At 67.8% G+C, this 23,130-nt stretch carries 21 protein-coding genes; 12 read left to right on the forward strand and 9 right to left on the reverse strand.

Features of this window, described 5'->3' with window-relative positions; genetic code table 11:
* Positions 1–94 precede the first annotated feature (94 nt).
* Positions 95–2,695: a DNA topoisomerase gene (locus RH858_RS09145; protein ID WP_310561653.1), complete on the reverse strand. Its 2,601-nt coding sequence runs from the start codon at positions 2,693–2,695 to the stop codon at positions 95–97.
* Positions 2,696–2,779: 84 nt separating this feature from the next.
* A complete protein-coding gene (locus tag RH858_RS09150) occupies positions 2,780–4,204 on the reverse strand; it encodes a hypothetical protein (RefSeq protein ID WP_310561654.1) in 1,425 nt (474 codons plus the stop codon).
* Positions 4,205–4,317: 113 nt separating this feature from the next.
* Here RH858_RS09150 and RH858_RS09155 point away from each other — a divergent pair, with 113 nt between their 5' ends.
* The gene (locus RH858_RS09155) at positions 4,318–5,778 is read left to right on the forward strand and encodes an MATE family efflux transporter (RefSeq protein WP_303650966.1); all 1,461 of its coding nucleotides are present in this window, start codon (positions 4,318–4,320) and stop codon (positions 5,776–5,778) included.
* A gap of 21 nt (positions 5,779–5,799) precedes the next feature.
* Here RH858_RS09155 and RH858_RS09160 read toward each other — a convergent pair whose 3' ends face one another.
* Entirely contained in the window at positions 5,800–5,964 is a 165-nt protein-coding gene (locus tag RH858_RS09160) for a hypothetical protein (RefSeq protein WP_259534798.1), read from the reverse strand.
* 129 nt (positions 5,965–6,093) lie between these two features.
* On the opposite strand from RH858_RS09160, the gene mutL reads away from it, so the two are divergent.
* The 5 genes from mutL to RH858_RS09185 all read left to right on the forward strand — a co-directional run bounded on the left by mutL (position 6,094) and on the right by RH858_RS09185 (position 12,739).
* Entirely contained in the window at positions 6,094–8,394 is a 2,301-nt protein-coding gene (gene mutL, locus RH858_RS09165; RefSeq protein ID WP_310561655.1) for a DNA mismatch repair endonuclease MutL, read from the forward strand.
* Between the two features lie 87 nt (positions 8,395–8,481).
* Complete coding sequence (locus RH858_RS09170) at positions 8,482–8,796, forward strand: hypothetical protein (RefSeq protein WP_259534801.1); 315 nt, start codon at positions 8,482–8,484, stop codon at positions 8,794–8,796.
* A 72-nt stretch (positions 8,797–8,868) separates the two neighbouring features.
* Positions 8,869–9,285, forward strand: a complete 417-nt coding sequence (gene hisI, locus RH858_RS09175; RefSeq protein WP_259534802.1) for a phosphoribosyl-AMP cyclohydrolase — start codon at positions 8,869–8,871, stop codon at positions 9,283–9,285.
* Position 9,286: 1 nt separating this feature from the next.
* The gene (locus tag RH858_RS09180; protein WP_310561656.1) at positions 9,287–10,462 is read left to right on the forward strand and encodes a hypothetical protein; all 1,176 of its coding nucleotides are present in this window, start codon (positions 9,287–9,289) and stop codon (positions 10,460–10,462) included.
* Between the two features lie 108 nt (positions 10,463–10,570).
* Entirely contained in the window at positions 10,571–12,739 is a 2,169-nt protein-coding gene (locus RH858_RS09185; protein ID WP_310561657.1) for a S9 family peptidase, read from the forward strand.
* Between the two features lie 22 nt (positions 12,740–12,761).
* Here the strand turns inward: RH858_RS09185 and RH858_RS09190 are convergent, their stop codons facing one another.
* From RH858_RS09190 to RH858_RS09210, 5 genes are all read right to left on the reverse strand, one after another.
* Entirely contained in the window at positions 12,762–13,232 is a 471-nt protein-coding gene (locus RH858_RS09190) for a type IV pilin (RefSeq protein ID WP_310561658.1), read from the reverse strand.
* Between the two features lie 105 nt (positions 13,233–13,337).
* The gene (locus RH858_RS09195) at positions 13,338–13,658 is read right to left on the reverse strand and encodes a hypothetical protein (protein WP_310561659.1); all 321 of its coding nucleotides are present in this window, start codon (positions 13,656–13,658) and stop codon (positions 13,338–13,340) included.
* Between the two features lie 84 nt (positions 13,659–13,742).
* Positions 13,743–13,964, reverse strand: a complete 222-nt coding sequence (locus RH858_RS09200) for a hypothetical protein (protein ID WP_310561660.1) — start codon at positions 13,962–13,964, stop codon at positions 13,743–13,745.
* Between the two features lie 69 nt (positions 13,965–14,033).
* Positions 14,034–14,660 (reverse strand): protein sorting system archaetidylserine decarboxylase, encoded by a 627-nt coding sequence (locus RH858_RS09205; RefSeq protein ID WP_310561661.1) that lies wholly within the window; start codon positions 14,658–14,660, stop codon positions 14,034–14,036.
* Positions 14,661–14,662: 2 nt separating this feature from the next.
* On the reverse strand, positions 14,663–15,709 hold the full coding sequence (locus tag RH858_RS09210; RefSeq protein ID WP_310561662.1) for an AAA family ATPase: 1,047 nt from the start codon (positions 15,707–15,709) through the stop codon (positions 14,663–14,665).
* Positions 15,710–15,896: 187 nt separating this feature from the next.
* Here RH858_RS09210 and RH858_RS09215 point away from each other — a divergent pair, with 187 nt between their 5' ends.
* Genes RH858_RS09215 through ugpC form a run of 4 tightly spaced genes read left to right on the forward strand, consistent with a single transcriptional unit; the run spans position 15,897 to position 20,428 of the window.
* The gene (locus RH858_RS09215) at positions 15,897–17,267 is read left to right on the forward strand and encodes an ABC transporter substrate-binding protein (RefSeq protein ID WP_259534814.1); all 1,371 of its coding nucleotides are present in this window, start codon (positions 15,897–15,899) and stop codon (positions 17,265–17,267) included.
* A 6-nt stretch (positions 17,268–17,273) separates the two neighbouring features.
* Positions 17,274–18,335, forward strand: coding sequence for a sugar ABC transporter permease (locus RH858_RS09220; RefSeq protein WP_259534816.1), 1,062 nt, complete (start codon positions 17,274–17,276; stop codon positions 18,333–18,335).
* Positions 18,332–19,225 (forward strand): carbohydrate ABC transporter permease, encoded by an 894-nt coding sequence (locus tag RH858_RS09225; protein WP_259534817.1) that lies wholly within the window; start codon positions 18,332–18,334, stop codon positions 19,223–19,225. Before RH858_RS09220 ends, RH858_RS09225 begins: the two co-directional genes overlap by 4 nt.
* Positions 19,226–19,228: 3 nt before the next feature.
* On the forward strand, positions 19,229–20,428 hold the full coding sequence (ugpC, locus tag RH858_RS09230; protein ID WP_259534818.1) for a sn-glycerol-3-phosphate ABC transporter ATP-binding protein UgpC: 1,200 nt from the start codon (positions 19,229–19,231) through the stop codon (positions 20,426–20,428).
* A gap of 50 nt (positions 20,429–20,478) precedes the next feature.
* Here the strand turns inward: ugpC and RH858_RS09235 are convergent, their stop codons facing one another.
* Positions 20,479–21,150 carry a DUF4013 domain-containing protein gene (locus RH858_RS09235; RefSeq protein ID WP_259534819.1) on the reverse strand — a complete coding sequence of 224 codons (672 nt, stop codon included), beginning with the start codon at positions 21,148–21,150 and terminating at the stop codon, positions 20,479–20,481.
* 96 nt (positions 21,151–21,246) lie between these two features.
* Between RH858_RS09235 and rnz the strand changes: the two genes are divergently transcribed.
* On the forward strand, positions 21,247–22,173 hold the full coding sequence (gene rnz, locus RH858_RS09240) for a ribonuclease Z (protein ID WP_310561663.1): 927 nt from the start codon (positions 21,247–21,249) through the stop codon (positions 22,171–22,173).
* Between the two features lie 37 nt (positions 22,174–22,210).
* On the forward strand, positions 22,211–23,050 hold the full coding sequence (gene nucS / locus RH858_RS09245; protein ID WP_259534823.1) for an endonuclease NucS: 840 nt from the start codon (positions 22,211–22,213) through the stop codon (positions 23,048–23,050).
* Positions 23,051–23,130 lie beyond the last annotated feature (80 nt).

The following is a 23,130-nucleotide window of genomic DNA, read 5'->3' on the forward strand; positions in this document are numbered from 1 at the left end:
GCGAGCGGAGCGACCCGTGAGCGAGCGGAGCGACCCGTGAGCGAGCGGAGCGACCCGTGAGCGCGCCCGAGGCCCCCGTTAAAAAAGGTCGTGATTAGTCCGCCTTCGCCTGCCAGTCCCGCACCGTGTCGGGCCCGACGCCGTCGACCTGGTTGGCCAGTTCGTCCGGCTCAGCCTCCTTCAGCGAGCCGACGTCCTCGACGCCGGCCTCCCGGAGTTTCTCGGCGGTCTTCTCGCCGATCCCGTCGATAACTTCGAGCTCCGACCCTTCCCTCCGGGCCTGGTACTCCCGGTAGTTGCAGATCGGACACCCCAACTCCCACGGCTCATCACCCGAGTGGACCCGGAGGTGGGGCAGATCGTGTTCGTCGCAGCGCTCGTCGGTCACCTCGATTTCGCCCCGGCGTGGCAGCGGCAGCGAGTAGTCGCAGTCCGGATACCGCGTGCAGCCGACCAGCCGAGAGCCGTTGCGGAGCTGCTTGATCGCCAGCTCTCCACCCTCGCTTTCGCCGCAGGCTGGACAGTTGCCGATCACCTCGTCGTCGGCCTCCTCGGCCGCGTCGGCCTTGCACTGGGGACAGCCGTGGACGAACGTCTTCCGCCCGGCGAGCATCTTCACGTGGTGGAGGTCGTGCTCCTCGCAGGTCTCCTCCAGGATCAGCGGCTTCCCCGTGGAGGGCAGCGGCAGCGTGTACTCGCAGTCGGGGTAGCCGTCGCAGCCGACGAAGTAGGAGCCGTATCTCGATTTTCGGACCAGCAGCTGGGAGTCACACTCCGGACATGGTCCCAGCGTCTTGTCGGCCTTCAGCGACTCCTGGAGGTGGTTCCCGATCTCCTCCCTGGAGTCTGCAAGCTCCTCGAAAATCCGCTCGAGTAGCTCCTTCGACTCGTCGGTCACCTCGTCGTACTCCTTCTCGCCGTTTGCGATCGCCGCCATGTCCCGTTCCAGCTGGGCGGTCATCCCCTCGCTGACGATCGGTTCGGCGAACTTCTCTGCCGCCTCGACGACCGCCTCCGCGAGCCGCGTCGGCCGGGGCGGATCGTTCTCCACGTAGCCGCGGTCGTACAGCTTCTCGATCGTGTGGTGTCTCGTTGCCTTCGTCCCGATCCCGAGCTCCTCCATCTTCTCGATGAGCCGCGACTGGCCGTAGCGACGGGGCGGCTGGGTTTCCTTCGCCTCAAGCCGGCGTTCGCCGAGGTCGAGCCGTTCCCCCGCTTCGACGTCCGGCACGATCGTCTCGCTCGAGGACACGTACGGATACACCTCGTGATAGCCCGGTTCGAGCAGGCGCTTGCCGTTGGCCTTCAGACGGAGCCCGCCGTCAGCGAGGAGCTCCGGCATCCCCGTCGTGCCGTCGGGATCCCGCAGCGCCGCCCGGGGATCGGCCTCGCCGGCGATCCGGCTCGCCTCGCCGTCGGCGAGCGCCACGACCCGGAGGTGTTCCCAGGTCGCCGCCGGCGCACAGGTCGCGAAGAAGCGCCGAACGACCAGTTCGAAGATCTCCCACTCGTCGTCGGACAGCTCCGAGGCGTCCGGCAGCTCCCCGGTCGGGTGGATCGGCGGGTGGTCGGTCGTCTCCTCGTCGCCCTCGGTCGGCTCGATCGACTCCTGTGTGAGGAGCGATTCCGCGTCGTCGCCGAACCGCGACCCGCGGAACGCCTCGAGGAGTTCGCGGGGATCGAGATCGTCGGGATAGACCGTGTTGTCCGTCCGGGGATAGCTGACGAACCCGGCGGTGTAGAGGTCCTCCGCCAGCGACATCGCGCGCTGTGCGGAGTACCCCAGCGATCCGGCCGCGCGGATGAACTGGGTGGTGTTGAACGGGGCCGGCGGGTCGTCTCTCCGGGTCCGGCGGTCGACGTCGTCCACCTCGGCGCCGTCGGCCGCCCGCAGCGCCGCCGCGACCGTCTCGGCGGTCGGACCGTCCCAGATCCGTTCGGCCTCGGTGCCGTCGACGTCCGCATAGAAGTACTGTGCCTCGAAGGCGCCGCCGGCACCGGCGTCCCGCTTGGACAGCTCCCCGAACAGCTCCCAGTAGGATTCGGGGTCGAACGCCTGGATCTCCCGTTCCCGGTCGACGAGCAGCTTGAGCGTCGGCCCCTGGACCCGACCCACCGAAATGAAATCGTCGCCGAGCTGGCGCGCCGAAAGCGACAGGAACCGGGTGAGCGCCGCGCCCCACACCAGGTCGATCGCCTGTCTGGCCTCGCCGGCGGCAGCCAGGTCGAAGTCGATCTCGTCGGGATCGTCGAAGGCGTCTTTCACTTCACGGTCGGTGATCGAGGAGAACCGCACCCGGTCGACCGGCGCCTCGTCGTTCACCTCGCGGACGAGCTCGTAGGCTTCCTTCCCGATGAGTTCGCCCTCCCGGTCGTAGTCGGTCGCGATGATCACGCGAGAGGCGTTGCGCGCCAGTCGGCGGAGCGCGGCGACGATGTTCTCCTGGGTCGGTTCGGTCACGATCGGCGCGTCGACCAGCTCGACCGGCTCGACGTCCCGCCAGTCGTTGTACTCCGGCGGGAAGTCGACGCCGACGACGTGGCCCGAGAGCCCGATGCAGCGCTTGCCGCCCCAGCGATAGACGTTGACGCCGTTGCGTCGCTCGGTTTCCGCGGAGCCGCCGCTGAGGATCTCGGCGATCCGGCGGGCGGCGTTTTCCTTCTCGGTGACGATCAGCTCGGGACCCCGACTCATCGCCCGCCCATAGGCCGGTTGCTCGCCTAAAGCTTTCGTGCTGGCTGGCGGACGGTCCGTACCGCGGAAACCCACCGATTGCGGTCAGATCACGTCGGCGAGCGGCAACCCGAGGCCGAGGAACCACGCCGCGAGTCCTGCCGCCAGGAACTGTTTGCCCCGCTCGTCCCCCATCGCGCTGCCGGCCGCGATGAGCGTCAACGCGAGCAGCAGCCCGATGCGGTGCAACACCAGCCGGATCGGGAGGAACGACACCGACACCATCCCGAAGTCGACGACGAACGCCCCGCCGGCCCCGAGCAGGGCGAACGACGCCGCCGCCCACGGTTCGGTCCCACGAGCCAGGAGGAGTGCCGCTGCAGGCATCCCCAGCGCCAGGATCGGATACAGCACCGCAGCGATCGCCTTCGGGTGAAGTGCCGGCACTGCCGTTTCGACGCCGATTCCGATCACCCTGACCCCGAGGACGATCCCGGCGAGGGCCGTCGCGAGCGCGATCGCCCGACGCCGTCGGGAGATCTCTCCGACGACCGCCCGGCCGGCGCGTGCGAGGTCCCGTCGGGTCTCTGCGGCGAGGATCCCGGCGATGCCGACGATGCCCAGCAGTCCGAGTATCCACGCTACTCCGGCTCCGCCGAGCGGGTCGATCGCAGCCGAGTGCGGGTCGTCGTCGGCAGTCGCTTCGTTGTCGGATGCTTCGTCGGCAGTCGCTTCGTCTGTCGTCGCTTTGTCGGTGAGGCCGGTTTCCGGATCGTCGACGGCGTCGAGATCGTCGGGGTCCTCGATTTCGGACTCGAGTTCGATCACGGAGAGCCAGCCGTCGCTGTACCCGCCCTCGATCCCGTGATACTCCCGCCTGACTTCCTCCACGAACGGCGCCTCGAGGTAGTCGCTCTCTATCTCGAGGCCGGCCTCGTGGATGTCCGGAACGGTGTGTCGCAGCCGAAACCAGTCCCAGTAGTCGGTGTGCGCCTGGATCGCGGTCCAGTCCTCCTCGGGATGGGTGTAGGCCCGGACGTGGTATCGTTCGCCGAGATACGTCCCCGAGTGGAGCTGATACGCCTCGGTCAGCCAGACTGCGTCCCCGCCACGGGGTGACGCGTCCACGTACGAGTACCGGACGGCACCGTGGGCGTCGGCCCACTCGAGCCCCTCGTCGTCGACGACGACGCCGTGCTCGTCGGGCTCGTCTCCCGCTGGTTCCTCCTCCTCCTCGAACTCGAAGCTCGTCCGGTCGGTCAGGCTCCGACGGACCGCGTCGTCCGGACCGTGCACGAGGAGGTTGATCGCGAGCGTCCGCTCGCTTGTGGTCTCACCGCGGCTCGTGTACGGCCACAGGTAGCTCCCGTCCTCGACCGGCTGGACGAGGTCCTCCTCGGTGACCTGTTCGACCTCCGGCGGGTCGTGGGTCGTCGGTTCGAGCAGCGCCCCGACCCCGAAGACGACTGCGATAGCGAGGACGATCGCGATCGCGACCGTTCGCCGTCGAGGACGTCTAGACCGGGCCATACCCGATGTCTGGGGACTCTTCGATCATGTATGTTCGGCCGTCGAACGCATCCTCCCGGTCGACCGGAATCAAAAACTGTAGCACACTAGGAGTCGTCGGTCGACCGGGAAGCGTGACCGGAAACCAGGACGCGCGCGTCGACATGACCACAGGGGCGATAAGCCCGCGGCTTTTCCGGCTGGCGTGGCCGCTGGTCCTGGGGAACCTGCTGCAGACGCTGTACAACCTCGCGGACATGTTCTGGGTGGGGCGGGTGAGCCCGGAGGCCGTCGCCGCCGTGTCGCTCATGTTTCCGCTGTCGTGGATGTTCGTCTCGACGGCGATGGGGCTCACGGCGGCGACGATCGCGCTCGTGTCCCAGCACGTCGGCGCGGGCAACGACCGCCGGGCCGACAGGGTGGTCTCCCAGACGGTGCTTCTGGCGACGGTGGTGTCGATCGCGCTCGCGGCGGTCGGTCTGCTGTCCCGGCACTGGCTGTTGTACTGGATCGGCGCGCGCGACCAGGTGTACGTCGAGGCGCTGGCCTACATCGAGGTGATCTTTCTCACGCTGCCGCTGACGTTCCTGTTTTTCGCGTTCCGGTCGTCGTTGCAGGGTGCCGGCGACACGAAGACGGCGATGTGGCTGGTGGCCGTCTCGGCGGGGATCAACATCGTGATCGACCCGTTTCTCATCCTCGGGTGGGGGCCGTTCCCGGCGATGGGAACCCGCGGCGCCGCGGTCGCGACGTTCCTCTCGCGGCTCGTCGCCGCGGTCGTCGGGATCTACATCCTCGTGAAGGGGTCGTGGGGGATCCAGCTCCACGTCGGCGACCTGTGGCCCGACCGGGAGATCCTCGGCAAGCTCGTCGAGGTCGGCTATCCGGCCACCATCGACGGCTGGGCGCGGTCGTTCGCGGCGGTGGCGCTTGCGGCGCTGGTCGCCAGGTTCGGTCCGGCCGCGACGGCCGCCTACGGGATCGGCGTCAGGCTGATGTCCGTCTCATGGACCGTTTCGGGGGCCGTCGGACAGGCGACCGCGACCGGCGTCGGACAGAACCTCGGTGCCGGCACGCCGGACCGGGCGGTCGCGGTGACCCGCACGGCGACGCTCTCGACGATGGCGATCCTGTTTGCGGCAGGTGGGCTCGTCTGGGTCTTCCCCGAGATCGCGATCGCGATCTTCGTCGACGACGCCGCGGTGATCGACGAAGGGATCGTCTTCCTGCGCATCGTCGCGCTGGCGTGGGGCTTCTTCGGCGGACTGATGGTGATCCAGGGGGCGTTCCGCGGTGCGGGTCACACCAAGGTGGCGATGGCGCTGTCGATGCTCTCGCGGTGGATCTTCCGGATCCCGGCGGCGGTGTACCTCTCGTTCGCCTGGACGGTGACGATTCCGGGGACGACGATCACCGTTTCGGCGCTCGACTGGGGCGTCGAGGGGCTGTGGTGGGCGTTCGCGGCCTCGGCGACCGCCTCGTTCTTCGTCGGCGTGGCCTGGTTCGCCCGTGGCGGCTGGAAGGAGGGGGTCGTCGAGAGGGAGATCGAGACCACGACTGGCAGCGCCGAGGACGACCCGACCATGGACGATTGAGCTACCCACCGACGGACGCGTTCACTCGACCGGCTCGACTACCGCCTCGCCGCAGTGGGGACAGTGCTCGTAGTCCTCCGAGATCGGCTCCTCGCAGGACCGGCAGACGTACGCCGGCTCCCGGGCGTTCGTGAACGCCCGTTTCGTTTCCTCGAACTTCTCGCCGGCTTTTCTGAACAGGCTCATCGTTCGAGCAAGGCCGACCGGACGAATAAACGTTGGCCCGCGAGGGTTCCGTGACCGGGATCACGGGAGCGGTGGAGCAGTCGAGACGTGGGGCACGGCTTCAAGTGGATTCGGCCCGCATCGCCGACGATGACTGACGGGCCACCGACGGGTGCCGAGGGACCGGAGACGAACGCGGAGGGACCGGAGACGGACGCCGACGAACCGCCGACGATCCGACAGCTCGACGAGCGAACCGTCCAGCAGATCGCCGCCGGCGAGGTCGTCGAGCGTCCCGCCTCCGTCGTGAAGGAACTCGTGGAGAACAGCCTCGACGCCGGCGCCGACAGGATTTCGGTGTCGATCCGTGCGGGCGGAACCGAGGCGATCCGCGTGCGCGACGACGGCGTCGGAATCCCCCGCGAGCAGCTCCCCGAGGCGGTCGCCCAACATGCCACCTCCAAGATCGGCGACGTCGACGACCTCGCGGGTGGGGTCGCCACCCTCGGGTTTCGGGGGGAGGCGTTGCACGCGATCGGCGCCGTTTCGCGGCTCACCGTCCGGTCGCGACCCCTGGACGACGAGGTCGGTGCCGAACTGACCGTCGAGGGTGGCGACGCCGGTGAGGTCCGCCGGGTCGGCTGTCCAGGAGGGACGACAATCGAGGTGCGGGACCTGTTTTTCAACACCCCCGCACGGAAGAAGTTCCTCGCCACCGAGACGACCGAAACCGACCGCGTCGGGACAGTCGTCACCCAGTACGCCCTCGCGAACCCCGACGTCGCGGTTTCCTTCGAGGTGGACGACCGAGAGCGGTTCGCGACTCCGGGCGACGGAAACCTCCGGTCTGCGGTGCTGTCGATCTACGGCCGGGAAGTCGCCGAGGGGATGATCGCGGTGGAGTTCGATGCCGCCGCCGCCGACCTCGACACGCCAGTCGATCGCGTCCACGGGCTCGTCTCCGAGCCCGAAGTAAACCGTGCGACCCGGGAGTATCTCGCGACGTTCGTCAACGACAGGTACGTGACCGTAAGCGAGCTCCGGAACGCGGTACTGTCCGCCTACGGTGGACAGCTTGCCCCCGAGCGATATCCCTTCGCCGTGCTGTTCGTCGAACTCCCGACCGGGGCGGTCGACGCGAACGTCCACCCCAGGAAGCTCGAGGTCCGGTTCGACGACCCGGAGGCGGTTCAATCGGCCGTCGAAACTGCCGTCAGCGACGCGCTTCTAGAGCACGGCATCCTCCGGTCGTCGGCGCCACGGGGACGGTCGTCCCCCGCGGAGACGCCGGTGTCGCCGGAGGAAACATCGGTGTCGCCGGAGGCCCCCGACGAAGTCGCGGAGTTCGACGAGGCTGCGGCCGATATCGACGAGGGGCCCGGAGACCTCTCGGGAGCGGGTGCCGAATCGACGACCGGAACGGACGTCGACGTCAGCGATGTCGTCGACGACACAGGTACGGGAGACGACACAGGTACGGGAGACGACACAGGTACGGGAGACGACACAGGTACGGGAGACGACACAGGTACGGGAGACGACACAGGTACGGGAGACGACACAGGCGCCACTGACGAGGTCGAAACCGGAGACACCCAAAGCGTCTCCCCGGCGGACGAGGACGGGTGGACCGTCGACGGGATCGATCGCTCCGGGGCGGCGGGGATCGCCGACCGGGGAAGCGACACCTCGATGGGCCCCGACGATGACGCGTCGATCGGTTCCGACGAGAACGCTCGACGGATTATCGACGGAACGTTCGACGCCTCGGAGCCGACGAGCCAGCGGACTCTCTCGGGGGAGACGACCGACGCCGAGCGAGCCTACGAGTCGCTCCCGCGGCTGTCGATCCTCGGCCAGCTGTTCGACACCTACGTGCTCGGCGAGGCCGACGACGGGCTCGTGTTGATCGACCAGCACGCCGCCGACGAGCGGATCAACTACGAGCGGCTCCGGGGAGCGTTCGCCGACGGTCCGCCGGCCCAGGCGCTCGCCGAGCCGGTCGAACTCGAACTCACCGCGCGGGAGGCGACGCTTTTCGACGCCGACGGGACGGCCGATCGCCTCGCCGAGTTCGGGTTCGAGGCCGACCGCGTCGACGACCGTACCGTGGAAGTGAGTGCGGTCCCGGCGGTGTTCGACGCCGCGCTCGAGCCGGAACTCCTCCGTGACGTGCTCGTCGGACTCGCACGCACCGACGCCAACGCGGGCGAGTCCGTCCTCGAAGCTGTCGACGACCTGCTGGCTGACCTGGCGTGTTACCCCTCAGTGACCGGCAACACCGGACTCACTGACGGTTCGGTCGTGGAACTGCTCTCAAAACTGGACGACTGTGAGAACCCATATGCGTGTCCGCACGGGCGGCCGACCGTCATCGAACTTTCTCGGGGGGAGATCGAGGACCGGTTCGAGCGGGACTATCCGGGACACGCCGGACGGCGCGCGGAGTGAGCGTCGCTGCTCGGGGCAAAACTCCCGGCACCGCTCCCGACCGCTTTCGACCCAAACGATAATGGGCCTCCCTGCGTCGACCCGAACATGGTCGAGATCGAAAAGCCCGAACTCGAGGGCGAGTCCGTCCGGTACCGCGACAACACTTGGGAGCTCACGGGAGCACTCGAGGTAAAGCGGAACGGGGAACTCATCCACGCGAAAGCCAGGAAATCGAGCCGAGTTCGGGGCAACTCGGGGACGTTTTCGTTCGCGCTACAGGACTCTCCGGCGTCGCTGAATCCGGGTAATCCGGGCGAGTTCGACGTCGAGCTAAAGCGGCTCGAGGACGCCTACTATCTCGTTGTGATCCGGAACCACGCGACGACCCACTACCGGCTCACGAATCTCAACTACGACTAGTGTCGGTCGCGTGGCCGGTCGGGTCCCGCCCCACACAAAAGGCCTATTCACCGGGGTCGCGTTGATCCGATCATGACTTCCGACACCGACGACGGCGGAGTCGCTTCCGGGGCGGCGACGTCCGAGGAAGGCGACGTCCCCGTCGACTTCGGCGAGGACGGCCTCGTCCCCGCGGTCGCCCAGGACACCGACTCGGGGGAGGTGCTCATGCTGGCGTACGTAACGCCGGAGGCGCTTGCACGCACCCGCGAGACCGGCTTTGCACACTACTACTCCCGATCGCGCGAGGAGCTGTGGAAGAAAGGTGCCAGTTCCGGCCACCTCCAGCGGATCGTCGAGGTCCGGGTCGACTGCGACGCCGACACCCTGCTGTATCTCGTCGAACAGGACGGCGGCGCGTGCCACACCGGCCATCGCTCGTGTTTCTACCGGACCATCGACGGCGAACACGTCGGCGAGCGCGTCTTCGACCCCGACGAGGTGTACTGAGGTGGCTGACGGAACCGACACTGTCGGCGGAGCGGACACCCCCGGGTCGGCCGCATCGATTCTCGCTCGGGCCGGCGAGGCGGCCGCCGAACTCCGGGAGCGCTACGACGAGCTCCGGGCGATCGAGCGTCGCATCGACGACCTCGGAACCCACCGCGTGGAGGCGGCCGCCGACGCCTACCGCCGTGCACATCGGGTGCTCGACAGCTACGAGGACGACGCCACCGGCACGGGGGATTTCGGGGCGTATCTCACGTTCGAAAGCAAGTTCTCGGCGGCCGTCGACGTCGCCGACGACGCGCTCGCCGTCGACGCCTTCGAGGCCGCACGGGAGGCCGTCGACAAGCGCCGGCTCTCGGCGTCGGACTTCGCGGCCGCTCGGGAGGCGCTCGAAACCCCTGGCGAGTACGTCGAACTGCTCGAGGAACGCGACGACGCCGTCGACGCCTACCGTCTCGCCCGGCGCAACGCCAACGAGGCGCTGTCGGCGCTGGACGAGCGGATCGAAACGCTGGAGCGGGTCGCCGACTTCGCAGACGTCGATCCCGACGCACCGGTCGATCGACTCCGGGAGCCGATCGAGGCGTACAACGACGCGGTCAACGAGGCGTTCGAGTCGTTCAAACGAGAGGCCAGTGCGCGGGCGCTGTTCGAGTTCATCGAGCGCACCGAGCGGTACCCGCTGGTCGAGGTCGACCAGCCGCCGCGGGAGCTCCAGGAGTACGTCGAGGACGCATCGGCCGGCGAGGAGCCGCTCCCGACGCTTTTGGAGTACGTCGACTACTCCCCCTCGAAACTGGAGCATTACGTCGACGATCCGGGGGCGCTCAGGACGACCGTCGCAGTCCATCGAACGTATCTCGACCGGATCGACGCGGCGCCGCTTTCGATCGAGTGGCCGCCCGCGGCGGCCGACGAACTGCAGTACCGGATCAAGGAGCTGATCCCGGTTGTCTCCAGGCTCGACGCCGAAGAGCCGGTGGTTCACCTCAGGGAGATCAGGTCGCTCACTCGCGAGGACGAGTACGCAACACTCCGACGGGGCGCCAGAGCCCGCGAGGAGCTGTCCGACGAGGGACTGGAGCTGCTTGCGAGCGGGGAACTCGACGCCCGACTGGCGGAGGCACGGGAGACGCGGGAGCTCGTGGCGGCGGTGCTGACCGAGACGGACCGGTGACTGTTGGCGGACCCGCCGGCGGAACGGCGCACCGATCGCGGCGCGGACGCGGAAGCCGACCGCTTCCGGCTTCCGAACGTTCTTCCCGTCGCCGGTCGAGGCGAGGGTATGCAGCGGATTCAGGCGAGCGACTACCACGACATCGCCAAACCGACAGATCCCCGACTCTCCCCCGACGGCGACCGCGTCGCGTTCGTCCGAACGGTTCCCGACGACGAGGAGTCCGTCGAGGCGACGGTGTACGTCGTCCCGACCGACGGCTCCGAGCCTGCTCGGCGGTTCACGCTCGCGGAGGGCGTCGACGCCGAGCCGCGGTGGAGCCCGGACGGCGACAGGCTGGCGTTCACCTCCACCCGCGGAGCCGACGACGACAGACAACAGCTGTGGGTGCTGCCCGTCGACGGCGGCGAGGCCCGCCAGGTGACCGACGTCGTCGGCGGCGTGAGTTCGATCGACTGGTCGCCCGACGGGAGTCGAATCGCCTTCGTCCAATCGGTGACCGAGGAGGATAGGGCGGAGAAACGAGATCGACGAGTCGACGAGGAGTACGAGCCCGACGAACCTGATCCCCGGGTGATCGACCGGACCGTCTACCGGTCGATGCAGAAGTACTTCGACGGACGCCGGTCACACGTGTACGTCCTCGACCTCGAGGCCGAACAGGAGGGAGACGACCGGGACGAACAGGGAGGGCCGATCACGGCGATCTCCCCGACGATCGAGGGCGACGCTGACTTCAACGGGCCGGCGTGGGGTGACGATTCGACGCTGTATTTCACGCAGTCGGCCGGCGACGATCCGGACGACTCGCTGGAGTACGGAATCCTCGCGTACGACACCGACGCCGAGGAGGTCGAGCGGCTCCACCGCACTACCGGCTGGGGCACCGGACTCGCGGCGACGACGGACGGTTCGGTCGCGTTCGTCCACGTCGAGGCCGAGCAGGCGTCGCTCCAGCAGGCTGACCTCCACGTGATCGACGCCGCCCAGGCCGCCGGGACGGACGACCCGGCGGACGTGGAGGTCACGGACGTCACCGCCGGGCTGGACCGGACGCTCGGCTACGGGGCCGCCCCGCGCTGGGGTCCCGACGAGGAGGCGCTGTACTTCACCACGCCGGACGAGGGGAAGACGGCGGTGTGGACGGTGCCCGGTGACGGGAGTGACGATCCGGCGCGGTTGGTCCGCGAGGGAACCCTCGCGGGGATGGACGTCGGCGCTTCCGCCGCCGGCTCCGGCGGGGACGGCCCCGGTGGCGTCTCCGGTTCCGATGCCGATTCCGAGGACGTCGCCGTTGCGGTCGCGATGTCTCAGTGGGACCACCCCGGCGACGTGTTCGTCTCGCCTGGCGGAGGGACGGAGGAACTGGACCGGCTCACCGCGCTGAACGACGCGTACCTCGAATCGGTCCACGTCGGAGAGCCCGAGCCCCTCGCGTTCGAATCCGAACAGGGCCCCGTCGAGGGGTGGGTGCTGACGCCGCCCGGGTTCGCTCCCGAGGGTTCCTATCCCCTGCTCGTCGAGATCCACGGCGGGCCCCACGCGATGTGGTCGACCAGCGGGACGATGTGGCACGAGTTCCAGACGCTCGCCGCCCGGGGATACGTCGTCTTCTGGTCGAACCCCCGTGGTTCGGCCGGGTATGGCGAGGAGTACATGCAGGCAATCGAGCGAGAGTGGGGTGAGGCAACCCTGACAGACGTGATGGCCGGCGTCCGGGAGGTCGCCGACCGCGAGTACGTCGACGAGTCGTACGTTTTCCTCACCGGCGGCTCCTTCGGGGGGTTCATGACTGGCTGGACGGTCGGCAACACCGACTACTTCCGGGCGGCGGTCTCCCAGCGGGGCGTCTATCACCTCGCGGGCTTTTACGGGTCGACCGACGGGGCGTACAAACTCGTCGAAGGAGACTTCGACACGACGCCCTGGGAGGAGCCGGAGTTCCTCTGGGAGCAGTCGCCCGCCGGCCACGCCCACGAGGTGGAGACACCGACCCTCCTCATCCACAGCGAGGACGACTACCGGACGCCGATCTCGGATGCCGAGCTGTTCTATCGGATCCTCCGGAAGAACGACGTCGAGACCCGGTTCGTCCGGTACCCCCGCGAGGGCCACGAACTCTCACGATCGGGCGAGCCCGGCCACGTCGTCGACCGGATCGAACGCATCGCGCGGTGGTTCGACGGCTATTCGGAGTACCACGATGTCCCGAAGGCGCTCGAACGCGGCGACGACGGGCTCTCCGCGGCGGACGCCGGCGAGGAAGACGAAGCGTAGCAAACTGTAGCAAACCGGCGCCTCACGAGGAGTCCGATCCCGTGATGGTTCCGTCGCCGAGCGTTGCGCCGCTCGAAGCGTGAATGACGAGCACCCGGACCGGCGGATCGAACGGGGCAGCGGTTAGCTCCCGCCGGTCGCCCGGTCGAAACGTGGCGTCGTCGCCGGTGGCGTCCGCGAACTCGAGGCGCTGTCGGTCCTGGCCCTCGCCGACGAGCAGCACGATCTCGTCCGGGGACAGCGCATCGCCCCCCTCGTGAACCACGACGAGCGCCAGTTCCTCGCCGTCAACGACGCCGTCGACGCCGACGCTCGCGGCTGGTTCGGTGGGGGTGAACGTGCCGATCGCGGCGAGGCCGGCGAGCCCGACCGTCGAGACGAGAATCACCACGAGCGCGAGAAGGAGAACGCTCCCGATCGTCTCGGACTGGGCCCTGTCGGTCGACCCGGTAGCTCGGTTCGTTCCTCCGGTGTTCGCGTCGACTGTCGTCAATTCGATCCCGTTTCAGTGTGTCGTGCTGGTTCGGTCGTGACGCTTCAGTGTCTTCTGCTGGTTCGGTCGTGACGCCTGTTCGATCGTATCCTTACCACGCAACGTTTAAAAACGGTCGTCGTAGGTTTCCACGGTTCCGTCCCGGACGTCCTCCCGACACCCCTCACAGTCCGGGTGGTCGGGCTCGAAACACGCCGGCCGGCCCGTTCGATCGACGGGAACCGGCCGCCGTTCGGCGTAACGACGGCAGACCAGCCGGGCGTTGCCGTCCTCGTCGGTCGGCAGGTCGTAGCGCTCGGCGCCCGAGCGGTCGCGCTCCCCATCGACGTCCTCTTTTCCCTCCCAGTAGGCGTGTCTGGCCTCCTCGTAGCGGCGGCCCAGCTCCCGAATTCGCTGCCGGAGGACGTGTTTCCACCGCTCGTCCATACGTGGTCTTGCGGCTGGATGGACTTATAGGAGTGGATGACGGGTCCAAAAAACGTCGCGTCAGCGACCGGAACGCGCTCCCGATTACTCGAGGCCGTAGTCGGCCAGGCTGTGGTAGTGCTTCCAGTAGCCGGTCACCTTGTCGGTGTCGAACAAGAGTTCACCGTCCGACAGTTCGAGGGTCACCTGGCTCCCGTCGAACGTCGTGTCGTGGATGTGCAGTTCGAGCGGGACCTCGAACTCCTCGACGTTCACCATCACTTCTCCGTTCGCTTCGATCATCGACTGGAGTGTTTCCGGATCCATAGGCGGTAACTTCGAATCCGAACGGCTGCAAGATAAAGCTTTGTCGGCTTCTCAAGCGTTGAAGCCGAATTAAAAAGGCTTCGACGCCGGCACCGGTGCGATCACGGTCTCGCCGGCCCGAACCCGATCTCCCTTGCAAACGCGGACGTCCTCGCGATCGATGCCCGGTGGGAGCAACACGTCCGCACGCGAGCCGAAGGAGACGTGGCCGACGCGCTCGCCCCGACGGAGCCGCTCGCCCGGCTCGACGTACGGGTGGATCCGCCGGGCGAACGCACCTGCAACGAGGCTCACCTCGTAGCTTCCGCAGTCGATGTCGACGCGCTCGTTGCGCTCCGAGTCCTTCGAAAACGCGGGACGGTGGGCGCCGGCCCGGTGATCGACGCCCTCGACGACGCCGTCCGACGGCGCCCGGCAGACGTGGACGTCGGTGACGTTGAGGAACACGCCCACCCGAACCCGGTCGCCCTCGGTCCGGAGCACCGACACCCGGCCGTCGGCCGGCGACACGAACCCGTCCTCCGGCGGAGTACGGGATGGATCGCGGTGGAACCACAGCACTGCGACGCCCCCTGCGAGTCCCGCAACTGCGAGCAACGGCGCGACCGGGAGCAGAAAGCCCAGCGCGAAAAGCGGGGCGGCGTATCGCCACGCGCCGGGCGCGACGGCCACGCGGGGGAGCCGTCCGAGCGGCATCGTCAGGCTTCGCCTCCGCCGACCGGCGGGGGATCCAGGGTCTCCCGGCCCTGTCCCCACGCAGCGAGCAGGTGGGTGAGGTGGACGAGGTCGTCGGTTCCCTCGGCGACGTCACGGTCGGCGTCGCCGGCGAGTCGATGGAGGCGAGCCAGTTCCCGGCCGCTGTAGCTTGATCCGGCCCGAGCGACGCCCAACAGTTCTCGGAGCAGTTCCTGGCCACCGTACCCCTCGTCCAGCAGGTCGTCGAGTTCGGATCTGGCGGTCGAGAGGTCTCCCTCCTTCGCGGCAGACAGCGCCCCCCGGATCGCCTCGTCGTCGCCGACCTCCCCGAGCGTCTCGTAGGCGGCGGTCATCGTCACTTCCTCCTGTCCCACGGCGGTCGCCTGTGCGCTCAACACCGCCCGCCGGAGGTTCCCGCCGGCGGCGCTCGCGACGAACTCCAGGCCGTCGTCGTCGTACGGCACCTCCTCGGCCTCGCAGATCCGGGCGAGCACCGCCATCGTCTCCTCGGCCGTCGGCGCCCGAAGTCGGACCGGGAAACACCGCGACCGGATCGGCGGGATCAGCTTCGTGGGCTGGCGGGTGGTGATGACGAACTGTGTCGTTCGGTGGTGCTTTTCCATCACCCGGCGAAGCGCCTGCTGGAAGTCTTCGCGGATCTCTTCTGCGTTGTCCAGCGAGACCGTCTTGAACGACCCCGACACCGGCGCGTAGCCCGCCGACTCCTTGAGCACGTGGTTTATCATGTCCCGTTTCGCCATCCGGGACCGCCCCGCGAGGAAGGAGGCGAACCGCGGGTCCTCGCGGATCTCTTTTTTGCTCCGGGAGAAGAAGTCCGCGACGTTGATCTCGATCAGGTCGGCGTCCGGGTCCTCGTGTGTGCGCCGAGCCAGCGCCCGCACCGCTGCCGTCTTCCCGACCCCGCGTGGTCCCTGGACGATCAGGTTCATCGGCTCGTCGACCGCTCGAAGGAGCTTCTCGCGGGCCTCACTCTGGGGGAGTTCCTCGAGCGTCGGCGCGTGCCGTTCGGTCCACAGCGGGCCGTCCATCGAGTCGGGTTTGCCGACCGACGGATATCAATCGGTCGGTCCGGTTTTCGGCTGCTTGGAACCCGACCCCGCGTTGCGCGATCGATCGCGTTTCCGGTTTGCACTGTCGTGGGACAATTTATCCACATTATTGTTAATTTATCATAATCGTTAAGTTACTTGCTGCAGGAGGGCTAACTGGTTACGCATGACACGAGAAACAGAGACCGAAGACGAGCGGCACGTTTCAAGACGGCGGTACATCGCGCTGACCGGGGCGGTCGGCGTCGCGGGCGTCGCCGGCTGTGCCGGGGACGATCCCGAGGAGGACCTCGACCTCGACGAGAACGGCGAGGACGAGGATGACGACGAGGACGACGCGGAAACGGAGCCGGAACCGGCAGAAGAGGGTGATCTGGAGATCGTCCACTGGTGGACTGCCGGCGGCGAGGAGGAGGCGTACAATGCGCTCTTGGACGGGTTCCGCGAGCAGCATCCCGACGTCGAGATCGTCGACAACCCCGCACCGGGCGGCGCGGGGTCGGCGATCGACGCGGTGATCCAGAACCGCGTCCTCGACGGCAACCCGCCGAGTACGTTCCAGATCTGGCCGGGACAGGCGCTTACGCCGTATACGGACGCCGACCTGCTCGAGGACATCGGGGACACCGTCTGGAGCGACGAGATGCGCGATGCGTACCTGGACGACATCGTCGACCTCTCGCGGCCTGACGGCGACCTGGTTGCGGTCCCGATCAACATCCATCGGATGAACAACCTGTTTTACAACGTCGACGTGATCGAGGACGCCGGCGTCGACCCGGCCGCCATCGAGGATCCGGACGAGCTCCTCGACGTCCTCGGGACGGTCGCCGACGAGACCGGCGTCGCCGCGCTGGCTCACCAGACGCAGTCGCCGTGGTCGTCGCTGCAGCTGTGGGAGGATGTTTTCCTGGGACAACACGGCGTCGACGCGTACACCTCGTTCGTCGACGGCGACGTCGACGCGCTCGAAGACGAGATCCGGGAGTCGCTGTCGCTTTTGGCCGACTACGCCGATTACTACCCCGAGGACGCCGGCTCTATCTCCTGGGACCAGGGGAACAGTCAGCTCATCGCCGGCGACGCGGCGTTCATCCACCAGGGTGACTGGGCGGCCGGACAGTACCGCGCAGAGGACGGCTTCGAGTTCGGCGACAGCTGGGATATGGTGCCGTTCCCGGGGACGGATGGCGTGTACCACTCCGTAATCGACTCGTTCGTCTTCCCGACGAACAACCCCTCGCCCGACGCGACCGAGCAGTTCCTCCAGTACGCCGGCAGCGTCGACGCCCAGGAGCGATTCAATCCGATCAAGGGGTCGATCCCGCCGCGCACCGACGTGCCGACGGACGATCTCGGACCGTTCCTCACCAGGCAGTTCGAGGACTTCGGCGAGTCGACGGCCCAGCCGCCGACGATCGCCCACGGGACGGCGGCTCCGCCGGCGGTTCACTCCGAACTCGAGGAGGCGTTCGCCAACTTCAACGAGAACCTCGACGTCGATCAGGCGTTCGACGCGATCAGCAACGCCTTCTGACGCCCCATGGTGGGGCGGGTTTTGCGCCGGGCCGGCGCGGGAGATGACGACGTAGCGGGGGAGAGCACAGCGGAGAACGTCGCCGAAAGCGACGATAGCGTCGCCGCCAGCGACCGCTGTCTCCGGACCGACGGCGGCGTCGAACCGGCACACGGCGCCGGGACACCGGAGACGAGCCTCATCGATCGACTTCGCCGGAGCGAGTTCGTCGAGTCGCTTCCGTTTTGGGGCCCGCCGGGGCTGCTCGTGTTGATCTTCGTGTACGGCGCGGTGGCGTGGAACTTCGTCATCTCGCTGACGGGGTGGGAGGGACTCAGACAGCCGACGTACGACGAGTTCACCCTCGAGATGTATCGGACCCTGCTCACGGACGCGTCCTTTATCGCCGCGTTCCGGAACACGCTCGTGTTGCTCGTCGTGTTCACGGTGTTGTCGCTCGCGCTCGGCCTGGTGCTTGCGATCCTCGTGGATCGAGACATCCGGTTTGAAAACACCTTCAGGACGATCTACCTGCTCCCGATGAGCCTGTCGTTCGTGGTCACGGCGATCTTCTGGTCGTGGCTGTACAACCCGCGGATCGGGCTGATAAACGAGGCGTTGCGGGCGGTGCATCTCGACTTCCTCGCGCAGGCGTGGCTCGCGGATCCGCGATTCAAGCTCGCGGCGATCATCTTCGCGTTGATGTGGCAGTTCTCGGGCTACTGCATGGTGGTGTATCTCGCCGGCCTGCGCGCGATCCCGACCGACCAGTACGAGGCCGCCCGGATCGACGGTGCCAGCACGATCAGACTCTACTGGCGGGTGATCGTTCCGCAACTGCGGGCCTCGACGATGTCGGCAGCGGTTGTGCTGATGGTGTTCGCGCTCAAGGCGTTCGACTTCCTGTTCGTCCTGTTCGGGGTCAACCCCGGCCGTTCGGCGGACATCCTCGCGGTCATGATGTATCGGGTCGCGTTCGACCGACTCCAGTGGGCCTACGGTGCGGCGGTCGCGATGGTCCTGTTTGTGATGGCGCTGGGCGTCATCGGACCGTACCTCTACCTCCAGTACAGGCGGGGTGAACTATGAGCGAGGACCGTTCTGACGACAGCTTCTTCGGTGGACTCGGTGCGATCGACCGGAGCCGGATCGGCCTGTACGCGGTGTTGCTCGCGATGGTGGCGTTCTACCTCGCGCCACTGGAGTCCGGACTGGTGACGGCCTTCAAGACTCAGACGGGTTTCACGCAGACGACCCCGTTCGCGCCGCCGCCGCCGGGGGAGTTTACGACCGCCGCCTGGCAGGTGGCGTTCGACCGGCTGCGCGAGGGGCTCGTAAACAGCCTGCTGATGGCGGTGCCGGCGACGGTACTGTCTGCGCTTCTGGGCTCGCTTGCGGCGTACGGCCTCACCAACCTGAGCTGGCGGGGACAGCTCGGCGTACTGGTGCTGTTCGTTTCGGGGGTGTTCCTGCCGTACCAGTCGGTGCTGGTGCCGCTGACGCAGTTCTGGTCGTTCGTCGACCTCGCCGGTCGGATCCCGCTTGCGGTCGTCGACGACTACGATGGACTCATCCACCTGAGCATTACCCACGCTGCATACGGCGTGCCGATCTGTACGGTCCTGTTCCGGTCGTACTACGCGACGATCGACGACGAGATGCTGGAGGCGGCCCGGCTGGACGGCGCCTCCGCCGCGACGATCTACCGTCGGATCATTCTCCCGCTTTCGGTGCCGATCTTTGCGGTCACGCTGATCTATCAGTTCACGCAGATCTGGAACGACCTGCTGTTCGCGCTGGTGCTGATCTCGGATCCGGGCAACAATGTCGTGACGGTCGCGCTCAACCAGCTCCAGGGGTCGTTCGTCCAGCAGTACAACCTCCAGATGGCGGGGGCGTTTATCGCGGCACTGCCGACGCTCGTAGTGTACGTCCTCTTCGGCGAACAGTTCGCGAAAGGCGTTGCGGGGGAGACATAACTCATGGCACAACTCGAACTGGATGCGGTGACGAAGGTGTTCGGCGACGGCGACGAATCCGTCGTCGCCGTCGAAGACGTATCGGTCGACATCGCGGACGGGGAGTTCCTCGTCCTCGTTGGGCCGTCCGGCTGCGGGAAATCGACCACGCTCCGGATGGTCGCCGGGCTCGAGACGGTGACTGACGGCGAGATCCGGCTCGACGGGAGACGGATCAACGAGCGTCCTCCCGCAGAACGCGACATCGCGATGGTGTTCCAGTCGTACGCGCTGTACCCCCACATGACCGTTCGGGGGAACATGCGGTTCGGCCTTGAGGAGTCGACGGATCTCTCCGACGAGGAGATGGATCGGCGCGTCGAAGAGACCGCCGAACTGCTCGACATCCCGGAGCTGCTCGACCGCAAGCCGGGCGCTCTGTCGGGGGGACAGCAGCAACGCGTCGCGCTCGGGCGGGCGATCGTCCGCGACCCGGCGGTGTTTTTGATGGACGAGCCGCTGTCGAACCTCGACGCCAAGCTCCGCTCCCAGATGCGCACGGAGCTCCAGCAGCTCCAGGCTGATCTGGGAACGACGACGGTGTACGTCACCCACGACCAGACGGAGGCGATGACGATGGGCGACCGGATCGCGATCCTCGATTCGGGTCGGCTCCAGCAGGTGGCAACGCCACTGGAGGCGTACCACCGGCCGGCGAACCGGTTCGTCGCCGGCTTCATCGGCGAGCCGTCGATGAACTTCCTCGAGACGACTGTGGAGTCGGGGACGCTCGCCGTCGGGAAACTGCGATATCCGCTGTCGGGCGAGGCGGCTGACGCGGTCGTCGATGGACAGGCGATTACGCTCGGTATCCGACCCGAGGACATCCGCATCGGCCCCGGAATCGATGCTGCCGTCGACGGGGAGGCAGGCGATCCATCCGACGGCGAACTGGAGACGCCGACCGGCGTCGAGCCCGACCGGTGCTTCCGCGGCACCGTCGACGTCGTCGAACCGATGGGTAACGAAAACAGCGTCCACCTTTCGCTTGCGGACGGCCCCGAACTCACGGCTACGATCGAGGGACTCCGACGCATCGAGGCGGGATCGGCGGTTTCGATCGGGATCCCGCTGAACGCGATCCACCTCTTCGACGCCGAGTCCGGCGAGGCGGTTCACAATCGGTCGCTCGAGGACGCCGACATGGACGCCCCGAGGCTGTAGCTTCACCGCCGACCGGTCGCCGACCGTTCTCCCCACCCGGCCCGTTCTCACTACTCCGCTCGTTCTCCCCACCCGGCCCGTTCCCACGCGGAGCCGGCAGCCGAACCCACCAGTGCAGCGGCGGCGACCTCGATGACGAACGCGACAAAGAAGCCGAGCGCGACCGCGTTCAGGGGGGCGTACGCCGCCGCCGCGATAGCGAGCCCGGTCGCCGCGACGACAACGGCAAACAGGTATCCCCCGTCCCGCGTGGCGGTCCCGAGCAGCCGCCGGTCGAACGCCGCGCGGATCCGACGGCGACGGGCGTACGCAGCGAGCGCCGCCGGAAGCGGATAGACGGCCGCGAGGGAGACCAGCAACACGACCGTCGAGCCGACCAGGAACAAGAGCCCGTCGGCGCTCCCCGTCGGATCGACCTGTTCGAGCGGACCGCCGAGCGTGACGACCAGCAACGCGACGGGCACGGCCAGATACGCCAGACAGATCCCTGCGGCGACCACACCGTCCCGAAGCAGCGGACCGACGGGCCGCCAGCCGGGGCGACCTGCGTCCCGGAGTCGGGGCGCCTCGGCCGTCTCCTCGAGTACGCGGAGGAGGTATCCGGCCACCGCGAGGAACGGAACCACCGGTAGCCAGACCGCAAGCAGGTGGAGGCCGCCGCCGACGGCGACGGCGTCGAACCGACCGTCCCCCCGAAACGGATACGCGAGCGCGGTTCGCATCGTTCCGGGGTTCCGGCGGCGCGGAAAAGAGCGCGTCGATCGCAACGGTCCGGCGGATCCGACACTGGTTTAAAAACCGACGCCGGAGTCACGCCCATGTCTTTCCGCGTGACGTTTCTCGGGACTGGCGGGGCCGTTCCGACGACCGAGCGGGGCCCCAGCGCCCTCGTGGTCAACCGCGAGGGCGATCGGCTGCTGTTCGACTGCGGCGAGGGGACCCAGCGGCAGATGATGCGGTTCGGGACCGGTTTTTCAGTCTCGCACGTGTTTCTCACTCACCTCCACGGCGATCACGTTCTGGGGCTTCCCGGACTGGTCCAGACGTGGGACTTCAACGACCGGACGGAGCCGCTTTCGATCCACTGCCCGCCGAACACCCGGACTCACGTGAAGTCGCTGCTCCGGGCCGGCGGTCACGATCCCGACTTCCCGATCCGGATCAACGAAGTCTCCCCGGGAAACGTCGCGTTCCGGGCGGAAGAGTACGAGGTTCGCGTGTTCCGGACGAACCACCGCACCAGAGCACAGGGGTACGCGCTGATCGAGGACGATCGGCCGGGAAAGTTCAACCGGGAGAAGGCCGAAGAGGAGCTGGGAATCCCGCCCGGCCCGGCGTACGGCCGACTCCACGAAGGGGAAGCCGTCGAACTCGACGACGGGCGCGTCATCCACCCGGAACAGGTTGTCGGCGTGCCGCGCCCGGGCCGGCGGTTCGCCTACACCGGCGACACGCGACCCGTCGACGAGACCGTCGAGATCGCCGAAAACGCCGACCTGCTGGTACACGACGCGACGTTTGCGTCGGAGTACGCCGATCGCGCACGCGAGACGGCCCACTCGACGGCCAGAGAGGCCGCCCGGATCGCCGACCGGGCGGGTGCAAAGCGACTCGCACTCGTGCACATCTCCTCGCGGTACGCGGGCGACCCCTCCCCGATCGAACGGGAGGCACAGTCGATCTTCGGCGACGCGTTCGTCCCGGACGACGGAACGCGGATCGAGATCCCGTATCCCGACGCGTGACGCACTCCTTTTGACCGGCGGCAGCATACACTGGCTCGTGAGCGTGACGACCCTCCACGAGCCGGCCCACCGGGAGGCGCTGTGGGAGCTTTCGGCCGCCCTCGACCGGGACGACGTCGTGACCGTCTTCGGGCGGTGTACCGTCGAGTACGACGGCCGGGCGGAATCCAGCCTCGGCGCCGGCGATCGGCTGCTGATACTCAAGCCGGACGGATCGGCGCTCGTTCACACCGCGACCAAGCGCACGCCGGTGAACTGGCAGCCGCCGGGCAGCGAACACTACGCGGCGGTCCGGGACGGCCGTCTCCGGGTGCGCAGCGAGCGCACCAACCCCGACGAGCGGCTGGACGTCCGGTTCGAGGCGGTCCACCAGCTGTCGGCGATGGCGGTCACCGGCGGCGACGACCTCGAGGTGGCCGGCAGCGAGGCCGACCTCAAGGAGGCGATACTCGCGAACCCGTCGCTGATCGAGCCCGGGTTCGAGCCGAAAGCAACCGAGCGCGAGAGCAGTGCCGGCCCGATGGACGTGTTCGGCGTCGATAGTGAGGGGCGGCCGGTCGTCGTCGAGCTGAAGCGCCGGCGGGTCGGCCCCGCCGCCGCGGGCCAGCTCGGACGGTACGTCGACGCGCTCGAACGCGAACTCGGCGTCGACGGGTCCGTCGGCGACGCTGCCGACGGTACCGGCCGTGGCGACTGCGACGAATCCCGGGTGCGGGGGATCCTCGTTTCGCCCTCGATCACCGACCGCGCCGCCGAACTGCTCGCGGAGCGCGGCTTCGAACACGTCGCACTCGATCCGACTGGCGTCGACGTCGACGTGACCGACACCGGCGTGGACGACACCGGTGTGACCGACACCGGCCTGACCGACGGCTGATCCCGACGGTCGGACATCCTTGGCTCGGTGCCGGTGGCACGTCGTCACATCCTCGCTTCGGGCTTTCGAAGGGTTTATTC

Source organism: Halalkaliarchaeum sp. AArc-GB (genome assembly GCF_031432225.1).
Lineage (GTDB): Archaea > Halobacteriota > Halobacteria > Halobacteriales > Haloferacaceae > Halalkaliarchaeum.

Coding starts and splice junctions, on each gene's coding strand:
- RH858_RS09145 (WP_310561653.1), bottom strand. CDS start 2,695: ATGAGTCGGGGTCCCGAGCTGATCGTCACCGAGAAGGAAAACGCCGCC.
- RH858_RS09150 (WP_310561654.1), bottom strand. CDS start 4,204: ATGGCCCGGTCTAGACGTCCTCGACGGCGAACGGTCGCGATCGCGATC.
- RH858_RS09160 (WP_259534798.1), bottom strand. CDS start 5,964: ATGAGCCTGTTCAGAAAAGCCGGCGAGAAGTTCGAGGAAACGAAACGG.
- mutL (WP_310561655.1), top strand. CDS start 6,094: ATGACTGACGGGCCACCGACGGGTGCCGAGGGACCGGAGACGAACGCG.
- RH858_RS09170 (WP_259534801.1), top strand. CDS start 8,482: ATGGTCGAGATCGAAAAGCCCGAACTCGAGGGCGAGTCCGTCCGGTAC.
- hisI (WP_259534802.1), top strand. CDS start 8,869: ATGACTTCCGACACCGACGACGGCGGAGTCGCTTCCGGGGCGGCGACG.
- RH858_RS09185 (WP_310561657.1), top strand. CDS start 10,571: ATGCAGCGGATTCAGGCGAGCGACTACCACGACATCGCCAAACCGACA.
- RH858_RS09195 (WP_310561659.1), bottom strand. CDS start 13,658: ATGGACGAGCGGTGGAAACACGTCCTCCGGCAGCGAATTCGGGAGCTG.
- RH858_RS09200 (WP_310561660.1), bottom strand. CDS start 13,964: ATGGATCCGGAAACACTCCAGTCGATGATCGAAGCGAACGGAGAAGTG.
- RH858_RS09205 (WP_310561661.1), bottom strand. CDS start 14,660: ATGCCGCTCGGACGGCTCCCCCGCGTGGCCGTCGCGCCCGGCGCGTGG.
- RH858_RS09210 (WP_310561662.1), bottom strand. CDS start 15,709: ATGGACGGCCCGCTGTGGACCGAACGGCACGCGCCGACGCTCGAGGAA.
- RH858_RS09215 (WP_259534814.1), top strand. CDS start 15,897: ATGACACGAGAAACAGAGACCGAAGACGAGCGGCACGTTTCAAGACGG.
- RH858_RS09220 (WP_259534816.1), top strand. CDS start 17,274: ATGGTGGGGCGGGTTTTGCGCCGGGCCGGCGCGGGAGATGACGACGTA.
- RH858_RS09225 (WP_259534817.1), top strand. CDS start 18,332: ATGAGCGAGGACCGTTCTGACGACAGCTTCTTCGGTGGACTCGGTGCG.
- ugpC (WP_259534818.1), top strand. CDS start 19,229: ATGGCACAACTCGAACTGGATGCGGTGACGAAGGTGTTCGGCGACGGC.
- RH858_RS09235 (WP_259534819.1), bottom strand. CDS start 21,150: ATGCGAACCGCGCTCGCGTATCCGTTTCGGGGGGACGGTCGGTTCGAC.
- rnz (WP_310561663.1), top strand. CDS start 21,247: ATGTCTTTCCGCGTGACGTTTCTCGGGACTGGCGGGGCCGTTCCGACG.